The organism is Pseudomonas bubulae, assembly GCF_900618535.1.
GTDB lineage: Bacteria > Pseudomonadota > Gammaproteobacteria > Pseudomonadales > Pseudomonadaceae > Aquipseudomonas > Aquipseudomonas bubulae.
The window spans coordinates 763586-779606 of the sequence record NZ_UYJA01000002.1; the positions used below are offsets into that span (position 1 = coordinate 763586).

The 16021-nt window shown below is 59.1% G+C and carries 15 protein-coding genes; 11 read left to right on the forward strand and 4 right to left on the reverse strand.

The annotated features are described in order from the left end of the window. The first annotated feature begins 184 nt into the window (after window positions 1-184). The 7 genes from PPTH39_RS10215 to PPTH39_RS10245 all read left to right on the forward strand — a co-directional run bounded on the left by PPTH39_RS10215 (window position 185) and on the right by PPTH39_RS10245 (window position 8662). Entirely contained in the window at window positions 185-913 is a 729-nt protein-coding gene (locus PPTH39_RS10215) for a response regulator transcription factor (RefSeq protein ID WP_095003070.1), read from the forward strand. Then, complete coding sequence (locus PPTH39_RS10220; RefSeq protein ID WP_130871934.1) at window positions 903-2264, forward strand: sensor histidine kinase; 1362 nt, start codon at window positions 903-905, stop codon at window positions 2262-2264. The genes PPTH39_RS10215 and PPTH39_RS10220 overlap by 11 nt, the downstream gene beginning before the upstream one ends. 244 nt (window positions 2265-2508) lie before the next feature. After that, window positions 2509-3411 (forward strand): cysteine synthase CysM, encoded by a 903-nt coding sequence (gene cysM, locus PPTH39_RS10225; RefSeq protein WP_095003072.1) that lies wholly within the window; start codon window positions 2509-2511, stop codon window positions 3409-3411. Then, window positions 3411-4763 carry a 23S rRNA (uracil(1939)-C(5))-methyltransferase RlmD gene (gene rlmD / locus PPTH39_RS10230; RefSeq protein ID WP_095019421.1) on the forward strand — a complete coding sequence of 451 codons (1353 nt, stop codon included), beginning with the start codon at window positions 3411-3413 and terminating at the stop codon, window positions 4761-4763. The genes cysM and rlmD overlap by 1 nt, the downstream gene beginning before the upstream one ends. A gap of 118 nt (window positions 4764-4881) precedes the next feature. Next, on the forward strand, window positions 4882-7137 hold the full coding sequence (relA, locus tag PPTH39_RS10235; RefSeq protein ID WP_095003074.1) for a GTP diphosphokinase: 2256 nt from the start codon (window positions 4882-4884) through the stop codon (window positions 7135-7137). Window positions 7138-7260: 123 nt separating this feature from the next. Next, window positions 7261-8094: a nucleoside triphosphate pyrophosphohydrolase gene (gene mazG / locus PPTH39_RS10240; RefSeq protein WP_095003075.1), complete on the forward strand. Its 834-nt coding sequence runs from the start codon at window positions 7261-7263 to the stop codon at window positions 8092-8094. A gap of 22 nt (window positions 8095-8116) precedes the next feature. Continuing rightward, complete coding sequence (locus PPTH39_RS10245) at window positions 8117-8662, forward strand: DUF2058 domain-containing protein (RefSeq protein WP_019827734.1); 546 nt, start codon at window positions 8117-8119, stop codon at window positions 8660-8662. A gap of 153 nt (window positions 8663-8815) precedes the next feature. On the opposite strand, the gene PPTH39_RS10250 is transcribed toward PPTH39_RS10245, so the two are convergent. From PPTH39_RS10250 to purM, 4 genes are all read right to left on the reverse strand, one after another. Further along, window positions 8816-8998, reverse strand: a complete 183-nt coding sequence (locus PPTH39_RS10250; RefSeq protein ID WP_016779856.1) for a hypothetical protein — start codon at window positions 8996-8998, stop codon at window positions 8816-8818. A gap of 266 nt (window positions 8999-9264) precedes the next feature. Further along, window positions 9265-9978, reverse strand: coding sequence for a DUF3108 domain-containing protein (locus PPTH39_RS10255; RefSeq protein WP_095019423.1), 714 nt, complete (start codon window positions 9976-9978; stop codon window positions 9265-9267). Between the two features lie 8 nt (window positions 9979-9986). Further along, window positions 9987-10637, reverse strand: a complete 651-nt coding sequence (purN, locus tag PPTH39_RS10260; protein WP_095003077.1) for a phosphoribosylglycinamide formyltransferase — start codon at window positions 10635-10637, stop codon at window positions 9987-9989. Further along, on the reverse strand, window positions 10637-11695 hold the full coding sequence (gene purM / locus PPTH39_RS10265; RefSeq protein ID WP_016779859.1) for a phosphoribosylformylglycinamidine cyclo-ligase: 1059 nt from the start codon (window positions 11693-11695) through the stop codon (window positions 10637-10639). The genes purN and purM overlap by 1 nt, the downstream gene beginning before the upstream one ends. A gap of 371 nt (window positions 11696-12066) precedes the next feature. Here purM and PPTH39_RS10270 point away from each other — a divergent pair, with 371 nt between their 5' ends. The 4 genes from PPTH39_RS10270 (at window position 12067) to PPTH39_RS10285 (ending at window position 15991) form a co-directional block, all read left to right on the forward strand. Then, window positions 12067-13101: a DUF2066 domain-containing protein gene (locus tag PPTH39_RS10270; protein WP_095003078.1), complete on the forward strand. Its 1035-nt coding sequence runs from the start codon at window positions 12067-12069 to the stop codon at window positions 13099-13101. Window positions 13102-13136: 35 nt separating this feature from the next. Further along, window positions 13137-14210 (forward strand): AI-2E family transporter, encoded by a 1074-nt coding sequence (locus PPTH39_RS10275; RefSeq protein WP_095003079.1) that lies wholly within the window; start codon window positions 13137-13139, stop codon window positions 14208-14210. Between the two features lie 224 nt (window positions 14211-14434). Beyond that, window positions 14435-15139, forward strand: a complete 705-nt coding sequence (hda, locus tag PPTH39_RS10280) for a DnaA regulatory inactivator Hda (RefSeq protein WP_016779862.1) — start codon at window positions 14435-14437, stop codon at window positions 15137-15139. 225 nt (window positions 15140-15364) lie between these two features. Then, complete coding sequence (locus PPTH39_RS10285; RefSeq protein ID WP_130871935.1) at window positions 15365-15991, forward strand: C40 family peptidase; 627 nt, start codon at window positions 15365-15367, stop codon at window positions 15989-15991. The last annotated feature ends 30 nt before the right edge of the window (window positions 15992-16021 follow it).

Here is a 16021-nt window from a genome sequence, read left to right on the forward strand (position 1 = left end):
ATTCTTTTAAGAGTGATCCGGGCTTCCCGCCCGGATCAGGTGGCAGTGTAGCCATATGGTGCCCGGCAAATCTTTGAAAATTTGCCATCAATTTCGGTTTATCAGACGGGGTAAAGCCCGTGCCGGTTGCCCGCAGGGGCTCAATCTTGAATAATCGCCGATTGAGAATTACTTGCAGACGCTAATGAATCCCGTAGCTGTTAGCCCCTCGCGCCTACTGACCATTGAAGACGACCCCGTACTGGGCGCCTATCTGCACGAGCAGCTGGGGCGTTGCGGGTTTGACGTTATCTGGTGCCAGAATGGCCTGGAAGGTCTGGCCCGTGCCCGCCAGGAGCACTTTGACGTGGTGCTGATGGATATCCTGCTGCCCGGCATGAATGGCTTGCAGGTGCTGACGCAACTGCGCCAGACCCACGCCTTGCCGGTGATCCTGATGTCGGCGCTGGGTGCCGAGGCCGACCGTATCAGCGGTTTCCAGCTGGGCGCCGATGATTATTTGCCCAAGCCGTTCAGCATGGCCGAACTGCGGGTGCGCATCCAGGCCATCTTGCGTCGAGTGGCCCTGGATCGCATGCCTGGCGCCCCAACGGTGCTGGAACTGCCACCGGCCGAGAGCGGTTTGCTGTTCGACGACGAGGCGTGCGATGTGCGCCGGGGCGAGCAATGGGCCGGGTTGACCCGCAGCGAGTTCCGTCTGCTCGATACCCTGCAGCGCAATGCCGACGAAGTGTTGAGCAAGGCCTTTCTCTATCAGCAGGTCTTGCAGCGCGGCTATGCAGCCCATGACCGCAGCCTGGACATGCATATCAGCCAGATCCGGCGAAAGCTCAAAACTATCGGCTATTACCAGCATGAAGTACGCACGGTGTGGGGCAAGGGCTATGTCCTTAGTGCCAGCGATGCCCCGTAAGGTGCCCGGCAAGAATTCGGTGTTCTGGAAGCTGGCGTGTTTGCTGGTGGTTTTCTGCTTGCTGATGATCTGGCTCAGTTGGTCCTGGGGTCGCTATATGGACAAGCGCACCGGCTTTTTGTCCGAGCAGGCCCACGGCACCCTGGTGCGCTATGCCGGTGAGGCCGAGCGCGCCTGGGAGAGCGCTCAGCAAGCCGGCGTCGACCAGTGGTTGCAGGGCATGGGGCACAGGGAGCCGGGCTGGGTCGGGGTGATTGGTCAGGACCTGCAGTCGCTGAGCAGCTACCCGCTGAGTGATCGAGAAAGTGAGCGGCTGACCTTTTTGCGCGGCCTGGACTGGCCCATCAGCCATATCAAGACGGCGCGGCCATGGATAAAGGTGCCCTTTCCCCGCGACCCGTCGGCGGGCAGCCTGGTGATCGAGTTGCCGCAACGCTTTATGCCCGGGCGCTCCCAGGTGATCTGGCGGATTGTCACCAACGGCGTAATTCCTGGCTTGCTGACCCTGTTGCTGTGCGTGGGCCTGTACCGCGTGCTGATCGTGCCGCTTAACCATCTTCGCGAACAGGCCAATGCCTGGCGGGCTGATCAACTGGGGGCGCGGCTATCGAGCCAGATCACCAGCCGCCAGGACGAACTGGGTGAGCTGGCGCGGGCGTTCGATCAGATGTCCGAGCGCTTGCAGAGTACGGTCTCGCAACAGCAGCAATTGCTCCGCGACTTGTCCCATGAGCTGCGCACGCCCTTGAGCCGTTTGCGGGTAGCCTGTGACAGCGAGCAGGGGGGCGAGGCCTTGCGTGAGCGCCTGGGCCGTGAAGTCGACGGCATGCAACGGCTGGTCGAAGACACCTTGCAACTGGCTTGGCTGGATGCCGAGCGCGGGCCGCTGCCGGTGGAAGACATTCAGGTGCCGGCGCTGTGGGAGATGCTCACCGAAAACGCCCGCTTTGAAAGTGGCTGGCCGCAATCGCGACTGCCTTGTCTGGTGGATGAGCATTGCTGGGTGCGCGGGCATCTCAACAGCCTGGCTCAAGCCATGGAAAATATCCTGCGCAATGCCATTCGCCATTCACCACCCGAGGGTATCGTCAGCCTTGATGGCCGGCGCGAAGGCAATATGTGGCACCTGTGGCTCGATGACCAGGGCGCAGGTGTGGCACCTGAAGAACTGGAGCGGATCTTTGCGCCTTTTACCCGCCTTGATGGCTCGCGTCCCGGCGATGGCGGCTTTGGTCTGGGCCTGAGTATTGCGCGCAATGCCCTGCGGCTGCAGGGTGGCAGTTTGTGGGCAGAGAACCACGGCGGCGGGTTGCGGGTGCATGTTCGTTTGCTTGCCGGACATGCCGCGTAAACGCTCAGGCCGCGGCTGTACAGACATCCCTGTGGGAGCGGGCTTGCCCGCGATGGTATCAGTCCGTTTTACCTGACAGAGCGCGGCGTCAGAATCGCGGGCAAGCCCGGCTCCCACAGGAATTATTGTGATGGGTTTGCGGCGCTTATAGCCTTTAACCATAAGCACCGTACTTTGCGTGATATGGGCTGTCGGCGTTTGTCGGTATGATGTGCGGCCCCGCGGTCTGGATTGCGAATACGCCATGACATTGCAGTACCCAACTATCGCCGATTGCGTCGGCAACACTCCTCTGGTGCGCTTGCAGCGCCTGGCTGGAAACACCACCAACACCTTGTTGCTCAAGCTCGAAGGGAATAACCCTGCAGGCTCGGTCAAGGACCGTCCGGCTCTGTCGATGATTGCCCGCGCCGAAGCGCGCGGCCAGATCCAGGCTGGCGATACCCTGATCGAAGCCACCTCGGGCAATACCGGGATTGCCCTGGCCATGGCCGCGGCGATCAAGGGCTACAAGATGATCCTGATCATGCCCGACAATTCCAGCGCCGAGCGCAAGGCGGCCATGACCGCCTACGGTGCCGAGTTGATCCTGGTCAGTCAGGAAGAGGGCATGGAAGGCGCCCGCGACCTGGCCGACAAGATGCAGGCCCAGGGCCTGGGCAAGGTGCTCGACCAGTTTGCCAACGGTGACAACCCCGAGGCTCACTACACCGGTACGGGCCCGGAAATCTGGCGTCAGACCAACGGTACCATCACCCACTTCATCAGTTCGATGGGTACTACCGGTACCATCATGGGCGTGTCGCGCTACCTCAAGGAGCAAAACCCGGGCGTGCAGATCGTCGGTTTGCAGCCGATGGAAGGCGCTGCCATTCCGGGCATCCGCCGCTGGCCGACCGAGTACTTGCCCAAGATCTACCAGGCCGACCGCGTAGACCGCATCGTCGACATGGCCCAGCGCGAAGCCGAAGACGTCACCCGCCGACTGGCCCGTGAAGAAGGCATTTTCTGTGGTGTGTCCTCGGGCGGGGCGGTGGCAGCGATGCTGCGCCTGAACCAGGAAGTCGAAAACGCGGTGATGGTCGCGATCATTTGTGACCGAGGCGACCGTTATCTGTCGACCGGCATTTACGATGCGCCCAACTGATGGCCAAGCAAGAGAGAGGCCTGCGCTTCCAGCCTGCTGGCGGCACCAAGGCTGCGCAAGTGCCTGCGGGCAAGAAACAGCGTTTGAATATCGAGCGCCTGGCCAACGACGGCCGCGGTATTGCCTTTATTGAAGGGCGTACCTGGTTTGTTTCGGGGGCTCTGGCCGGTGAAGAAGTCGAAGCCCGGGTGCTGGGTGCCCATGGCAAGGTCGTTGAAGCCCGTACCGAGCGTGTTTTCAAGGCCAGCGAGATCCGTCGCCAGGCACCCTGTGCCCATGCGGGCAAGTGCGGCGGCTGCAGCGTGCAGCATTTGCCCCATGAAGAGCAGCTTGCACTGAAACAGCGCATGCTCGCCGAGCAACTGTCCCGCGTGGCCGGTGTCGAACCTCAAGAGTGGGCAGCGCCGCTGACCGGTCCCGAGTTTGGCTACCGCCGCCGGGCACGTATCGCCGTGCGCTGGGATGCGCGGGCCAAGCACCTGGACGTGGGTTTCCGTGCTGCTGGCAGCCAGGACATCGTCGCCATCGATCACTGTTTGGTTCTGGTACAGGCTTTGCAACCTATCATGACCGGGCTGCCCGCCATGTTGCGTCAACTGGGCAACCCCAAGGCACTGGGCCACGTGGAGTTGTTCAGTGGTTCGGCGATTGCGGTTTTGCTGCGCCATATGGCGCCGCTGAGCGCTGCCGACATGCAGGTCCTTGAGGCATTTTGCATTACCCATAACGCCCAATTGTGGCTGCATGGCGAAGGCGAGCCACAGCCGGTCGATTTGACCCGGGCCTTGGGCTATCGTCTGGAAACATGGGATTTGCAGCTGGCGTATCGCCCCGGGGATTTTGTCCAGGTCAATGCCGGCGTCAACGAAGCCATGGTGGCTCAAGCCATAAAGTGGCTTGCGCCACAAGCTGACGAACGGATTCTTGACTTGTTCTGTGGGCTGGGTAACTTCGCATTACCACTGGCACAAAAAGCGCGTGAAGTCGTGGCTGTTGAAGGTGTTGCGACCATGGTCGAACGCGCCGCGCAAAACGCGGTCAGTAACAGCCTGCATAATGCAGTGTTTTTTCAGGCCGATCTGTCACAGCCGCTGGTGGATGCAACCTGGGCCAAAGCCGGCTTCAGTGCCGTACTGCTTGATCCGCCTCGCGACGGCGCTTATGAAGTGGTACGAAAGTTGTCTGGCCTGGGTGCCAAACGTTTGGTGTATGTGTCGTGCAACCCGGCCACCCTGGCGCGCGACACGGTTGAACTGATTAAACAGGGTTACCGGTTAAAACGTGCCGCAATCCTCGACATGTTCCCGCAAACAGCGCATGTCGAGGCGATGGCGTTATTTGAAGCAGACTAGGATGTCTGTCTATTTCAACGGGCCCGCAACCCGCGACGCTATGCCCTGTAGCGCGCGGTTGGGATCAGGGCCTGTGATTTCGGCGCATTGAACCTGCGCTGTAGGGAAGGTAAGCAAGATGGTACAGGTCAGAGCACACCAGCCGATCAACACCGACGGCAGTCTCAACCTCGAGGCATGGCTGGATCATGCGGTGAGTGTCGATGTGGCGCTGGACCGTGAAGCCTTGAAAGAAGCGTGTGAGTTTGCACGCGAGGCCGAGCAGCAAGCCAATGCGGCGAAAAACCTGTGGGCCGAGGGCACCTCAAGCTTTCGTACCGGGTTGGAAATCGCCGAGATATTGGCCGATCTGAAACTGGATCAGGATTCCCTGGTTGCCGCGATTCTCTATCGTTGCGTGCGCGAAGGGCAGGTGCTGTTGCCTGCCGTCAGCCAGCGCTTCGGTCCGGTGGTGGCCAAACTGATTGATGGTGTACTGCGCATGGCGGCCATCAGTGCCAGCCTCAGCCCCCGTCAATCGATGGTGCTGGGCACCCAGGGCCAGGTCGAAAACCTGCGCAAGATGCTGGTTGCCATGGTTGATGACGTGCGCGTGGCACTGATCAAGCTGGCTGAACGTACCTGCGCGATTCGCGCGGTCAAAAATGCCCCGGACGAGAAGCGCAACCGCGTCGCCCGCGAGGTGTTCGATATTTATGCGCCATTGGCGCACCGCCTGGGCATCGGCCACATCAAGTGGGAGCTGGAGGACCTGTCCTTCCGCTATCTGGAGCCCGAGCAGTACAAACAAATCGCCACCTTGCTGCATGAGCGCCGCCTCGACCGAGAGCGCTTTATCAGCGATGTGATGAACCAGTTGCGTACCGAGCTGGAAGCCACCGGCGTGACCGACGCCGACATCAGCGGCCGGGCCAAGCACATCTACTCGATCTGGCGCAAAATGCAGCGCAAGGGCCTGGCCTTCAGCCAGATCTATGACGTGCGTGCCGTACGGGTACTGGTGCCGGAAATGCGCGACTGCTATACCGCGCTGGGCATCGTCCATACCCTGTGGCGGCATATCCCGAAGGAATTCGACGACTATATCGCCAACCCCAAGGAGAACGGCTACCGCTCGCTGCATACTGCCGTGATCGGGCCTGAAGGCAAGGTCCTGGAAGTGCAGATTCGCACCCATGCCATGCACGAAGAGGCCGAGCTGGGGGTTTGCGCGCACTGGCGCTACAAGGGCACTGACGTCAAGGCCGGGTCCAACCAGTACGAAGAGAAAATCTCGTGGCTGCGCCAGGTGCTGGAGTGGCACGAAGAACTGGGCGATATCGGTGGCCTGGCCGATCAGCTGCGCGTCGATATCGAGCCGGACCGGGTGTATATCTTCACCCCTGACGGGCATGCCATCGACCTGCCCAAGGGGGCGACGCCGCTGGACTTTGCCTACCGGGTTCACACCGAGATTGGCCACAACTGCCGTGGTGCCAAGATCAACGGGCGCATCGTGCCGCTCAACTACAGCCTGCAGACCGGTGAGCAGGTCGAGATCATCACCAGCAAGCACGGTACGCCGAGCCGCGACTGGCTGAACCCGAACCTGGGCTATGTCACCACCTCGCGGGCGCGGGCGAAAATCGTCCACTGGTTCAAGTTGCAGGCGCGCGATCAGAACGTCGCTGCCGGCAAAACCATGCTCGAGCGCGAACTCGGCCGTTTGGGCCTGCCGGCGGTGGATTACGAGAAGCTCGCCGACAAGGCCAACATGCGAACCGCCGAGGACATGTACGCGGCGCTCGGGGCTGGCGACTTGCGCCTGGCGCAGTTGATCAACCTGGCCCAGCAACAGGTCGAGCCTGAGCGCGGCAGCGAGCAGATGGAGCTGATCCCGCGTAAGGCCACGGGCTACAAGCCGGGCAAGCGTGGAGACATCCAGATCGAAGGCGTCGGCAACCTGCTGACCCAGATGGCCGGGTGCTGTCAGCCGCTGCCGGGGGATGCGATTGTCGGTTACATCACCCAGGGCCGTGGCGTCAGCATTCACCGCCAGGACTGCGCCTCGGTGCTGCAACTGGGCAGTCGTGAGCCGGAGCGGATGATTCAGGTCAACTGGGGGCCGATCCCGGTCTCGACCTATCCGGTGGATATCGAAATCCGCGCCTACGATCGTTCGGGCTTGTTGCGTGATGTGTCGCAGGTGTTGCTCAACGAACGGATCAACGTGCTGGCGGTCAACACCCGCTCGAACAAGGAAAACAACACCGCGTTGATGACCTTGACCATCGAGATCCCGGGGCTGGATGCGCTGGGGCGTTTACTGGGGCGGATCTCGCAACTGCCGAACATCATCGAAACCCGCCGGATCGGGCGTAGTGAGCCGCGCTGATCCTTTGTGGTAGCGGGCTTGCTCGCGATTGCATCTCCTCGGTGAGTCAGCTGTACCGGGGTGTTCATATCGCGAGCAAGCCGCTCCCACAGGGTGTGGTTAGCGTGTGCCAAAGGATTACAGATGTACAACCTCGACGACCTGCTGCACCTCATGGCCCGCCTGCGTGACCCGCAGTACGGCTGCCCGTGGGATATCAAGCAAACGTACGCCACTATCGTGCCTTATACCCTCGAAGAGGCCTACGAGGTCGCTGACGCCATTGAGCAGGGTGACTTCGAGCACCTGCAGGGCGAACTCGGCGATTTGCTGTTTCAAGTGGTGTATTACAGCCAGCTGGCTCGGGAAGAAGGCCGTTTCGAGTTTGCCGGGGTGATCGACAGCATTACCCGCAAGCTGATCCGCCGTCACCCCCATGTCTTTCCCACCGGTGACCTGTATGCGCCGCTGGATGTGCCTCGCTTGAGCGAAGAACAGGTCAAGGTACGCTGGGATGAGATCAAGGCCGAGGAGCGCGCAGAAAAGTCTACCGCCCCCGAGCAGTTGTCCTTGCTTGACGATGTGCCCGTCGCCTTGCCTGCCCTGTCCCGCGCCGCCAAGCTGCAAAAGCGCGCCGCCCAGGTCGGTTTTGACTGGCCAGCGGCATTGCCGGTGCTGGACAAGGTGCGTGAAGAGCTGGATGAAGTGCTGGAGGCCATGGCCGACAACGATTCGGCGGCCATTCATGACGAAATCGGCGACCTGCTGTTTTCCGTGGTCAACCTGGCCCGTCATCTTAAAGTGGACCCGGAAACCGCCTTGCGTGGTGCCAATGCAAAATTTGATCGACGTTTCCGGTTTATCGAGCAGGCATTGCGCGATACCCTGCGTCCCATTGAAAGTTGCACCCTTGAAGACCTGGACGCCCTGTGGGGTGAAGCCAAGCGCCAGGAAAAGAATTTGCCCAGCTGCGGCTGAGTTTGCCTAAGTGAGTAAGTAGATGAGCATTTCCCTACGCGACCAGTTGCTCAAAGCCGGACTGGTCAACGAGAAGCAGGCCAAGCAGGCCGGCAAAGAAAAACAGAAACAACAGCGTCTGGCCCACAAAGGCCAGATCGAACTGGACGACACCCAGCAGCGTCTGGCTGCCGAAGCCAAGGCCGAGAAGGTCAAGCGCGACCAGGAACTGAACCGCCAGCAGCAGGAGAAGGTCGAGCAAAAAGCCCGTGCTGCGCAGATCAAGCAATTGATCGAAGTATCACGTCTGCCCAAGCTGACCACTGAGGACTACTACAACTTCGTTGATGACAAAAAGGTCAAGCGCCTGTCGGTCAACACCCTGATGCGCAACAAGCTGGCCAATGGCTCGCTGGCGATCGTGCAGCACCAGGGCGGCTACGAAGTCATCCCCCGTGAAGCTGCACTGAAGATTCAGGAGCGCGATCCGCGCCGGATCGTGCAGCTGAATATCCTGGTTGAGCCGAAAACCCCGGAAGAAGACGATCCGTACGCGGCCTATCAGATCCCTGATGACCTGATGTGGTAGTGCTGGCATAACCTGTGGGAGCGAGCCTGCTCGCGAAAGCGTTCGCTGCTCTTCGCGAGCAGGCTCGCTCCCACAGAGTGTTGCGTTGGCGCATAACAAAACAAACCCCGCTTCGGCGGGGTTTGTGTTTTTCAAGACAGTAGTTTCTTCTGCTCAGGCCTGGCGTTTCTGCGCTTCCAGCTTTTCCAGCTCAGCCTTGTAGCTGTGAGCGTCGCTTTCGCGGTGGAACATGCCTACCAGTATGTCTTCTTGATGCACATCCCATAGGTGTACACCGTGGGCTACCAGTTGGTGGAACATACGTGAATCGTCGCGCTCAGTTACTTTGATAGTCATCTGCTTGCTCCAAATTCTGATGAGGGCCTGCGGCAAGGCGTCGCAGGACTTCTTTATAGAATCTGTTAGCTTCCTAAGTAAATAGCTGATTGTCGCGCTGTCATCTTGCAGAAAATCCTTAAACCCTGCAGCCCTTTAAGCACGGGGTGTTTACGGATTTGTTTAATAGTTTTATGAAAAATGTTTCATGTTTTTGGTGTGTTACAGACCAAAAAAACCTCGCCGAAGCGAGGTTTTTTTGAGGCTTGCAGCTAAAGGCTTGTCGCTTAGTTGCCCTTGACCGTTTTGCCATCCACCGTGCCGTCCAGCAGCATGATGTTGTATTCCTTGCCGTCTTTTTCGACCTGGCGCAGTTTGACCAGCAGCGAACCCCAGTTCTTGGCGAACCACATTTCAGTGATGCGCTTGTTCTGTGTCGGGTCGCGTACGCGCTCAACCTTGATTGCGTCGACCTTGCCAGCCTTGGTTTCAACCACTTCAGGGCCGATCACGCGAAAGTCATAGGTGTCGACGTCATTGCCATCAACCACCTGGTAGCTCATGGACTTTTTGCCGGCTTCTACGTCACGCTGCAGTGCCAGCTGGTAGGTGGACTTGTCGAGCATGCCGCTGAGCAAGGGTACTTTGACAGCGTCGCCCTGATCGGTGCCGGTGACCATCTTGGCCGCCCAGTCGAAATCCAGATCGATCTTCTTGGCTTTTCCCAGGCCGCCACGTTCAAAGTGGTAGGTCAGCGGGATCAGCGTGTTTTTCTCGATTTTGAGGGTGCTTTCTTCGTTCAGGCTGGCTACCAGCATTGAAGCCTTGAAATTCAAGGTCCAGATACCATTGTCACCCTTGGTCAGGCTGCGCTCGGCAGAACCGCTCATGGGCAGCTGTTTCCAGTCTGCGGTGTAGCTGGCCTTGAAAGGCTGAAGATCGGCCGCTTGGACTGCTGGAATAGCCAGCAGGCTAAGGGCGAGAAGCAGGGCACGACGCATAAGTTCTCCTAGGTTCGTATCAAGTGGCCGCTGGCCGCAAGTAATTGACCGTCCAATAATGCGCCTCGCTCGTCAAGTGACAAGCGACCTTCGGCAAACCAGCGCACTGCAAGCGGATAAATCCGGTGTTCCTGGGCGTGAACCCGTTGCGCCAGGCTATGTGGCGAGTCATCGGACTCTACCGGTATCACTGCCTGTACGACCAGAGGTCCGCCGTCGAGTTCCTCGGTCACAAAGTGCACGCTGCAGCCGTGCTCACCGTCTCCTGCTTCCAGCGCCCGCTGGTGCGTGTGCAAGCCCTTGTATTTGGGCAGCAGGGAAGGGTGGATATTCAGCAGGCGACCCTGATAGTGACGCACGAATTCTGCGCTGAGAATGCGCATGAACCCGGCCAGAACCACCAGTTTCGGTTTGAATTCGTCGATGACTTTGATCAATGCAGCATCGAAGGCCTCGCGGCCCTCGAATGCCTTGTGATCCAGTACGCGGGTATCGATACCCGCGTCTTTGGCGCGTTGCAGGCCGTAGGCATCCGCGCGGTTGGAGATCACCGCGCGGATTGTTGCCGGGCTGGCCTTGACGTCATCGCTGTCGATCAAGGCCTGCAAGTTGCTGCCGGTGCCTGAAAGCAGCACCACTACATCACAGGTATCAGGCATTAGTGCGCCTTGATGTTTTGCAGCTCAACTTGCGCAGCGCCTTCAGCGGCGGTTGCGATCTGACCGATGACCCAAGGCTGCTCGCCCGCTTCACGCAGTACGTTCAGCGCGGTTTCAACGTCAGCCTGAGCTACGCAGATGACCATGCCAACGCCGCAGTTCAGCACGCGGTGCATTTCGTGCTCGTCCACGTTGCCTTTTTCCTGCAGCCAGTCGAAGACGGCAGGGCGCTGCCAGCTGGCAACGTCAACCACCGCTTGTGCACCTTTTGGCAGTACGCGCGGGATGTTGTCGAGCAGGCCGCCACCGGTGATGTGGGCCATGGCCTTGACCACGCCGGTTTCCTTGATCAGTTTGAGCAGCGGCTTGACGTAGATGCGGGTCGGCGCCATCAGCAGGTCGGTCAGTGGCTTGCCGTCGAGCTGGATGTTTTCGATGTCGGCACCCGACACTTCGATGATCTTGCGGATCAGCGAGTAGCCGTTGGAGTGCGGGCCCGAGGACGGCAAGGCGAGCAGGGCGTCGCCGGCAGCGACCTTGGAACCGTCGATGATCTCGGATTTTTCTACAACGCCAACGCAGAAGCCGGCCAGGTCGTAGTCTTCGCCTTCGTACATGCCTGGCATTTCAGCGGTTTCGCCGCCAACCAGCGAGCAACCGGACAGTTCGCAGCCAGCGCCGATACCGGTTACCACCTGGGTCGCGGTTTCAACGTTGAGCTTGCCGGTGGCGTAGTAATCAAGGAAGAACAGAGGCTCGGCGCCGCATACGATCAGGTCGTTGACGCACATGGCAACCAGGTCGATACCGATGCTGTCGTGCTTGTTCAGGTTCAGGGCCAGGCGCAGCTTGGTGCCGACGCCGTCAGTGCCGGAAACCAGAACAGGCTGCTTGTAGCCAGCCGGAATTTCGCAGAGGGCGCCAAAACCGCCGAGGCCGCCCATCACTTCCGGGCGTGCAGTGCGCTTGGCCACGCTCTTGATGCGTTCGACCAATGCTTCACCGGCGTCGATGTCTACACCGGCGTCTTTGTAGCTCAGGGATGGTTGCTTGCTCATAATCCAGGCCTTTAGGGGGGATTCGGGGGTATCGACCGAGTTCAGGGGGCAGGCTTGCAAGTGCTCAAGGATTGCACCAGAGCATTTGCAGGGTGCCCGGCTGTTGGCGGTCTGCGAAGGCGCGCGATTTTATCAGGCTTGAAGGGCAGCGGCCATCCTCGGGCCGACAGGCAGGGTTATATCTGGCGAAAAAAACCTTTTTTAGTCGTACTTGGGTCTGCGCACAGGCCTGTATAAGGTATAGAGAGGTTGTGTGACCGCGTGAAAACGCGAAACGGGCGTGAATGATTTGGCCGTGGCCGTGTCAGAAGTCTGTTCGAGTGTTTTTATGGCGTCCTTAATAGGCTGCTTTTTGTCATCGGGAATCTTTCATGCGTTTTAGCCAATTTTTAGCCGTGGGCTGTCTGTCTTTTTTCAGCCTGGCCAGTCATGCCGAAATCCTCACCGGTCTTTATCAGGTGCTCGAGCCAGTCACCACCCAGTCACCTGATGAGCGCACCCAGGCTACGCAAAAGGCCCTGGAAACCCTGGTGTTGCGTCTGACCGGAGATGCCGCGGCGATTAAGAGTCCGGCGCTGGAGGCGATTCGCAAAGATCCGCAGCAAATCATCAGTCGCTACGGCTATGACGCCGGCCCGCCGCAAAGCCTGCAAGTGGACTTCGATCCGGTGAGTACCGATCGTGCGTTGCATCAGGCCGGGCTGTCGCTGTGGGGCAGTAATCGCCCTGCGCTGCTGGGCTGGTGGCTGAATGACTCGGTCGAAGGTTCGAGCCTGGTGGGGGACGGTCAGTCAGTGGCCGAGCCGTTGCGTCGTGCCGCGCAGCATCGGGGTTTGCCATTGCGCTTGCCGTTGGCGGATTTGAGTGAACAGCTTGTGGGTACGGCTGAAAATCTTGAGGGCAGCAATCCTGCGCCTTTAAAAGACGCTTCCGAGCGTTATGGTGCGGACGCATTGCTGGCGGTGCATGCTCGTGAAGATGACGGGCAGTGGAGCGCCAAATGGCGTTTGTGGGTAGGTGATCAGCAGGAGCAGGGCAGCGCTCAGGCTCCTGATCAGGCAGCGCTGGCCGATGCCGTGATGCTTGCGGTCAGCCAGCGTCTGGCGCCGCGCTATGCGGTCAAGCCCGGGGTTTCTTCCGAGCAGTTGCTCGAAGTGCAAGGCATGACGTTGCAGCGTTATGCGCAGCTGGGGCATTTGCTTGAGCCTTTTGGTGCGCAACTCAAGAGCGTTGACGGTGATCGTGTTGTGTACCTGGTAAACGGCAGCGCCGAGCAGTTGCGTTCGCAATTGGGGCTGGCGCAGTTGCAGGAAGTACCGGCGGGGCAAGTGCCTGTTGCGGCTGATGGGGGGCAGGCGTCAAGTGTTGCCTCAGGCCCTGCGGCGCAGTTGCGGTTTCGCTGGTAGGTTGATGTCTTCTTTATATAAGGATGGGGTGGCTCATGGCTGATTCGCGACGGTGGGTGTGGTGGGGCGTGGCGTTGGGATTCGCCCTGTTCGTGTATTTCCTGCATCCGATACTCACGCCTTTTCTGGTCGCCATCGTCCTGGCCTATATGTTCGACCCTGTGGTCGATCGACTGGAAAGGTTCGGGCTTTCAAGAACCTGGGGTGTGGTTGCGGTCTTTACCGTGTTCACTGTCATTTTGATGACATTGCTGCTGGTACTGGTGCCGCTGCTGGCCAAGCAACTGTTGAAGCTCTATCAGTTGGCACCGCAGATCCTCGACTGGCTGCAGCACACGGCAATGCCGTGGGTGCAAGCCAAGTTCGGCTTGAGTGACAGTTTCTGGAAGTTCGACAAGATCAAGGCGGCGATCACCGAGCATATGGGGCAGGCGACTGACATTGTCGGAATCGTCCTGTCCAAGGCCACGGCTTCCAGTCTGGCGCTGATCGGCTTTTTGGCCAATCTGGTGTTGATTCCGGTGGTGGCGTTCTACCTGTTGCGTGATTGGAACATCATGATGGCCAAGATTCGCGGTCTGTTGCCGCGGGCTCGGGCAGATCAGATCGTGTCACTGGCCAAAGAGTGCCACGACGTGCTCGGCGCGTTTGTGCGCGGTCAGTTGCTGGTGATGCTGGCGCTGGGGGTGATCTACTCGGCGGGCCTGATGCTGGTCGGCCTCGAGCTGGGGTTGTTGATCGGCTTGATGGCGGGTATAGCGGCCATCGTGCCGTATATGGGCTTTATTGTCGGCATCGGTGCGGCGTTGGTTGCCGGGTTATTCCAGTTTGGCGGGGATCTGTACCCGATGCTCGGCATCGTGGCGGTGTTTATGATCGGCCAAGCCCTGGAGGGCACCGTGCTTACCCCGCTGCTGGTGGGTGACAAAATCGGTATGCACCCGGTGGCGGTGATCTTTGCGATTCTGGCTGGCGGTGAGCTGTTCGGTTTTACCGGTGTATTGCTGGCCTTGCCGGTAGCGGCCGTGATCATGGTGCTGGTGCGCCATGTGCAGGATTTGTATAAGGATTCCCAGGTCTATAAAGGCAGTGAGGATCCGCAGTTGTAGAGGGTGGGTTGTGAAGCGGCGGGGTTGTCGCGAGGCGGCCCGGCCTTCTTTGTGCGTTCGAGGCGGCTCGCAGGCGCCAGAAAAAGCCCAATCAATCCAAGACCTTAACGCAAACCTTTGATTTTGCTCGTGGTCTGTTACATTGTGTGCCCGGCGACACGGGTATAAACTTTTCAAACCTTACACAGAGGCCACTAACGGTTCGCTTGAACTGTTCAGTCAGCATGAAACCGATTCAGCTGCCCCTAGGTGTGCGTCTGCGTGATGACGCTACCTTCATAAACTACTATCCAGGCGCCAATGCCGCTGCACTCGGCTATGTCGAACGTCTGTGCGAAGCCGACGCCGGCTGGACAGAAAGCCTGATTTACCTGTGGGGCAAACATGGCGTAGGGCGTACGCACCTGCTGCAGGCCGCTTGCCTGCGCTTTGAGCAGATGGGCGAACCGGCGGTTTACCTGCCGCTGGCCGAGTTGCTGGATCGCGGCATAGAAATCCTCGATAACCTTGAGCAGTACGAGCTGGTTTGCCTGGATGACCTGCAGGCGGTGGCCGGGCGTGCTGATTGGGAAGAGGCGCTGTTCCATCTGTTCAACCGGCTGCGTGACAGCGGCCGGCGCCTGTTGATTGCAGCCTCCACCTCGCCTCGAGAATTGCCGATCAAACTGGCAGACCTCAAGTCCCGCCTGACCATGGCGCTGGTTTTCCAGATGCGCCCCCTGTCCGATGAGGACAAGCTGCGGGCTTTGCAGTTGCGTGCTTCACGCCGTGGCCTGCACCTGACTGACGAAGTCGGGCATTTCATTCTCACGCGCGGTACCCGCAGCATGAGTGCCTTGTTTGATTTGCTCGAGCGGCTCGATCAAGCGTCCTTGCAGGCGCAGCGCAAGCTGACCATTCCCTTCCTGAAAGAAACCCTTGGCTGGTAGCTCAGCCCTTCAAACATAAGGGTTGTAGTCGGTTTTGACAGTTTCCAGGCGCCAAAAATCCTGCGCGGCCAAAGGGCTGTGGGCGCAAAATCTGTCGTCAGGGGTGTAAAGCCTTAGATGTCACGACGAAACCATCAAGTCACATTTAGATCGATTGAATTTGCAAATGAGGATCATAGAAGGCATAGTCGCGGCTACTTTTTCTAATAAGCCACGGTCGTGCCCATGCTAAAGCGCTTCGCACCCCTCGTGCCCCTCGCACTCGTTACCCTGTTGTTTGGTTGTACTGCTCACACGCCAGTGTCGCAGCAAGTCGTCCAGGCTCAGGTTCAAAAGTCATCTTCGGTCTCGCAAACTTCCGCTCTTTATCAGGAAGAACTGGCAACCGAAAAAGAACTGGCTGAGTTTTCTGCCAACAGCAAGCCTTATGAATTGCCAGCTCTGGCTGACAGCATTCTAGAGCGCGGTATGTCCTTGATCGGTACCCGTTACCGTTTTGGTGGCACCTCCGAGGCAGGCTTCGATTGCAGCGGCTTTATCGGTTATCTGTTCAAGGAAGAGGCGGGCATGCAATTGCCGCGCTCAACCCGCGAAATGATCAACGTAAAAGCACCGCTGGTCGCACGGAATAATTTGAAACCGGGTGATTTGCTGTTCTTCAGCACCAATGGTCGTGGCCGTGTGAGCCATGCCGGGATTTACCTGGGTGATGACCAGTTTATTCACTCCAGCAGCCGCCGCAGCGGTGGTGTGCGGATTGATAACCTGGGTGACAGCTACTGGAGCAAGACCTTTATTGAGGCCAAACGCGCCCTGGCGATGGCCCCTGCGAGCGTCGTAGCCCGCAAGTAAAGTTAATGTGTTACTTGAAGTTCTGCAGCT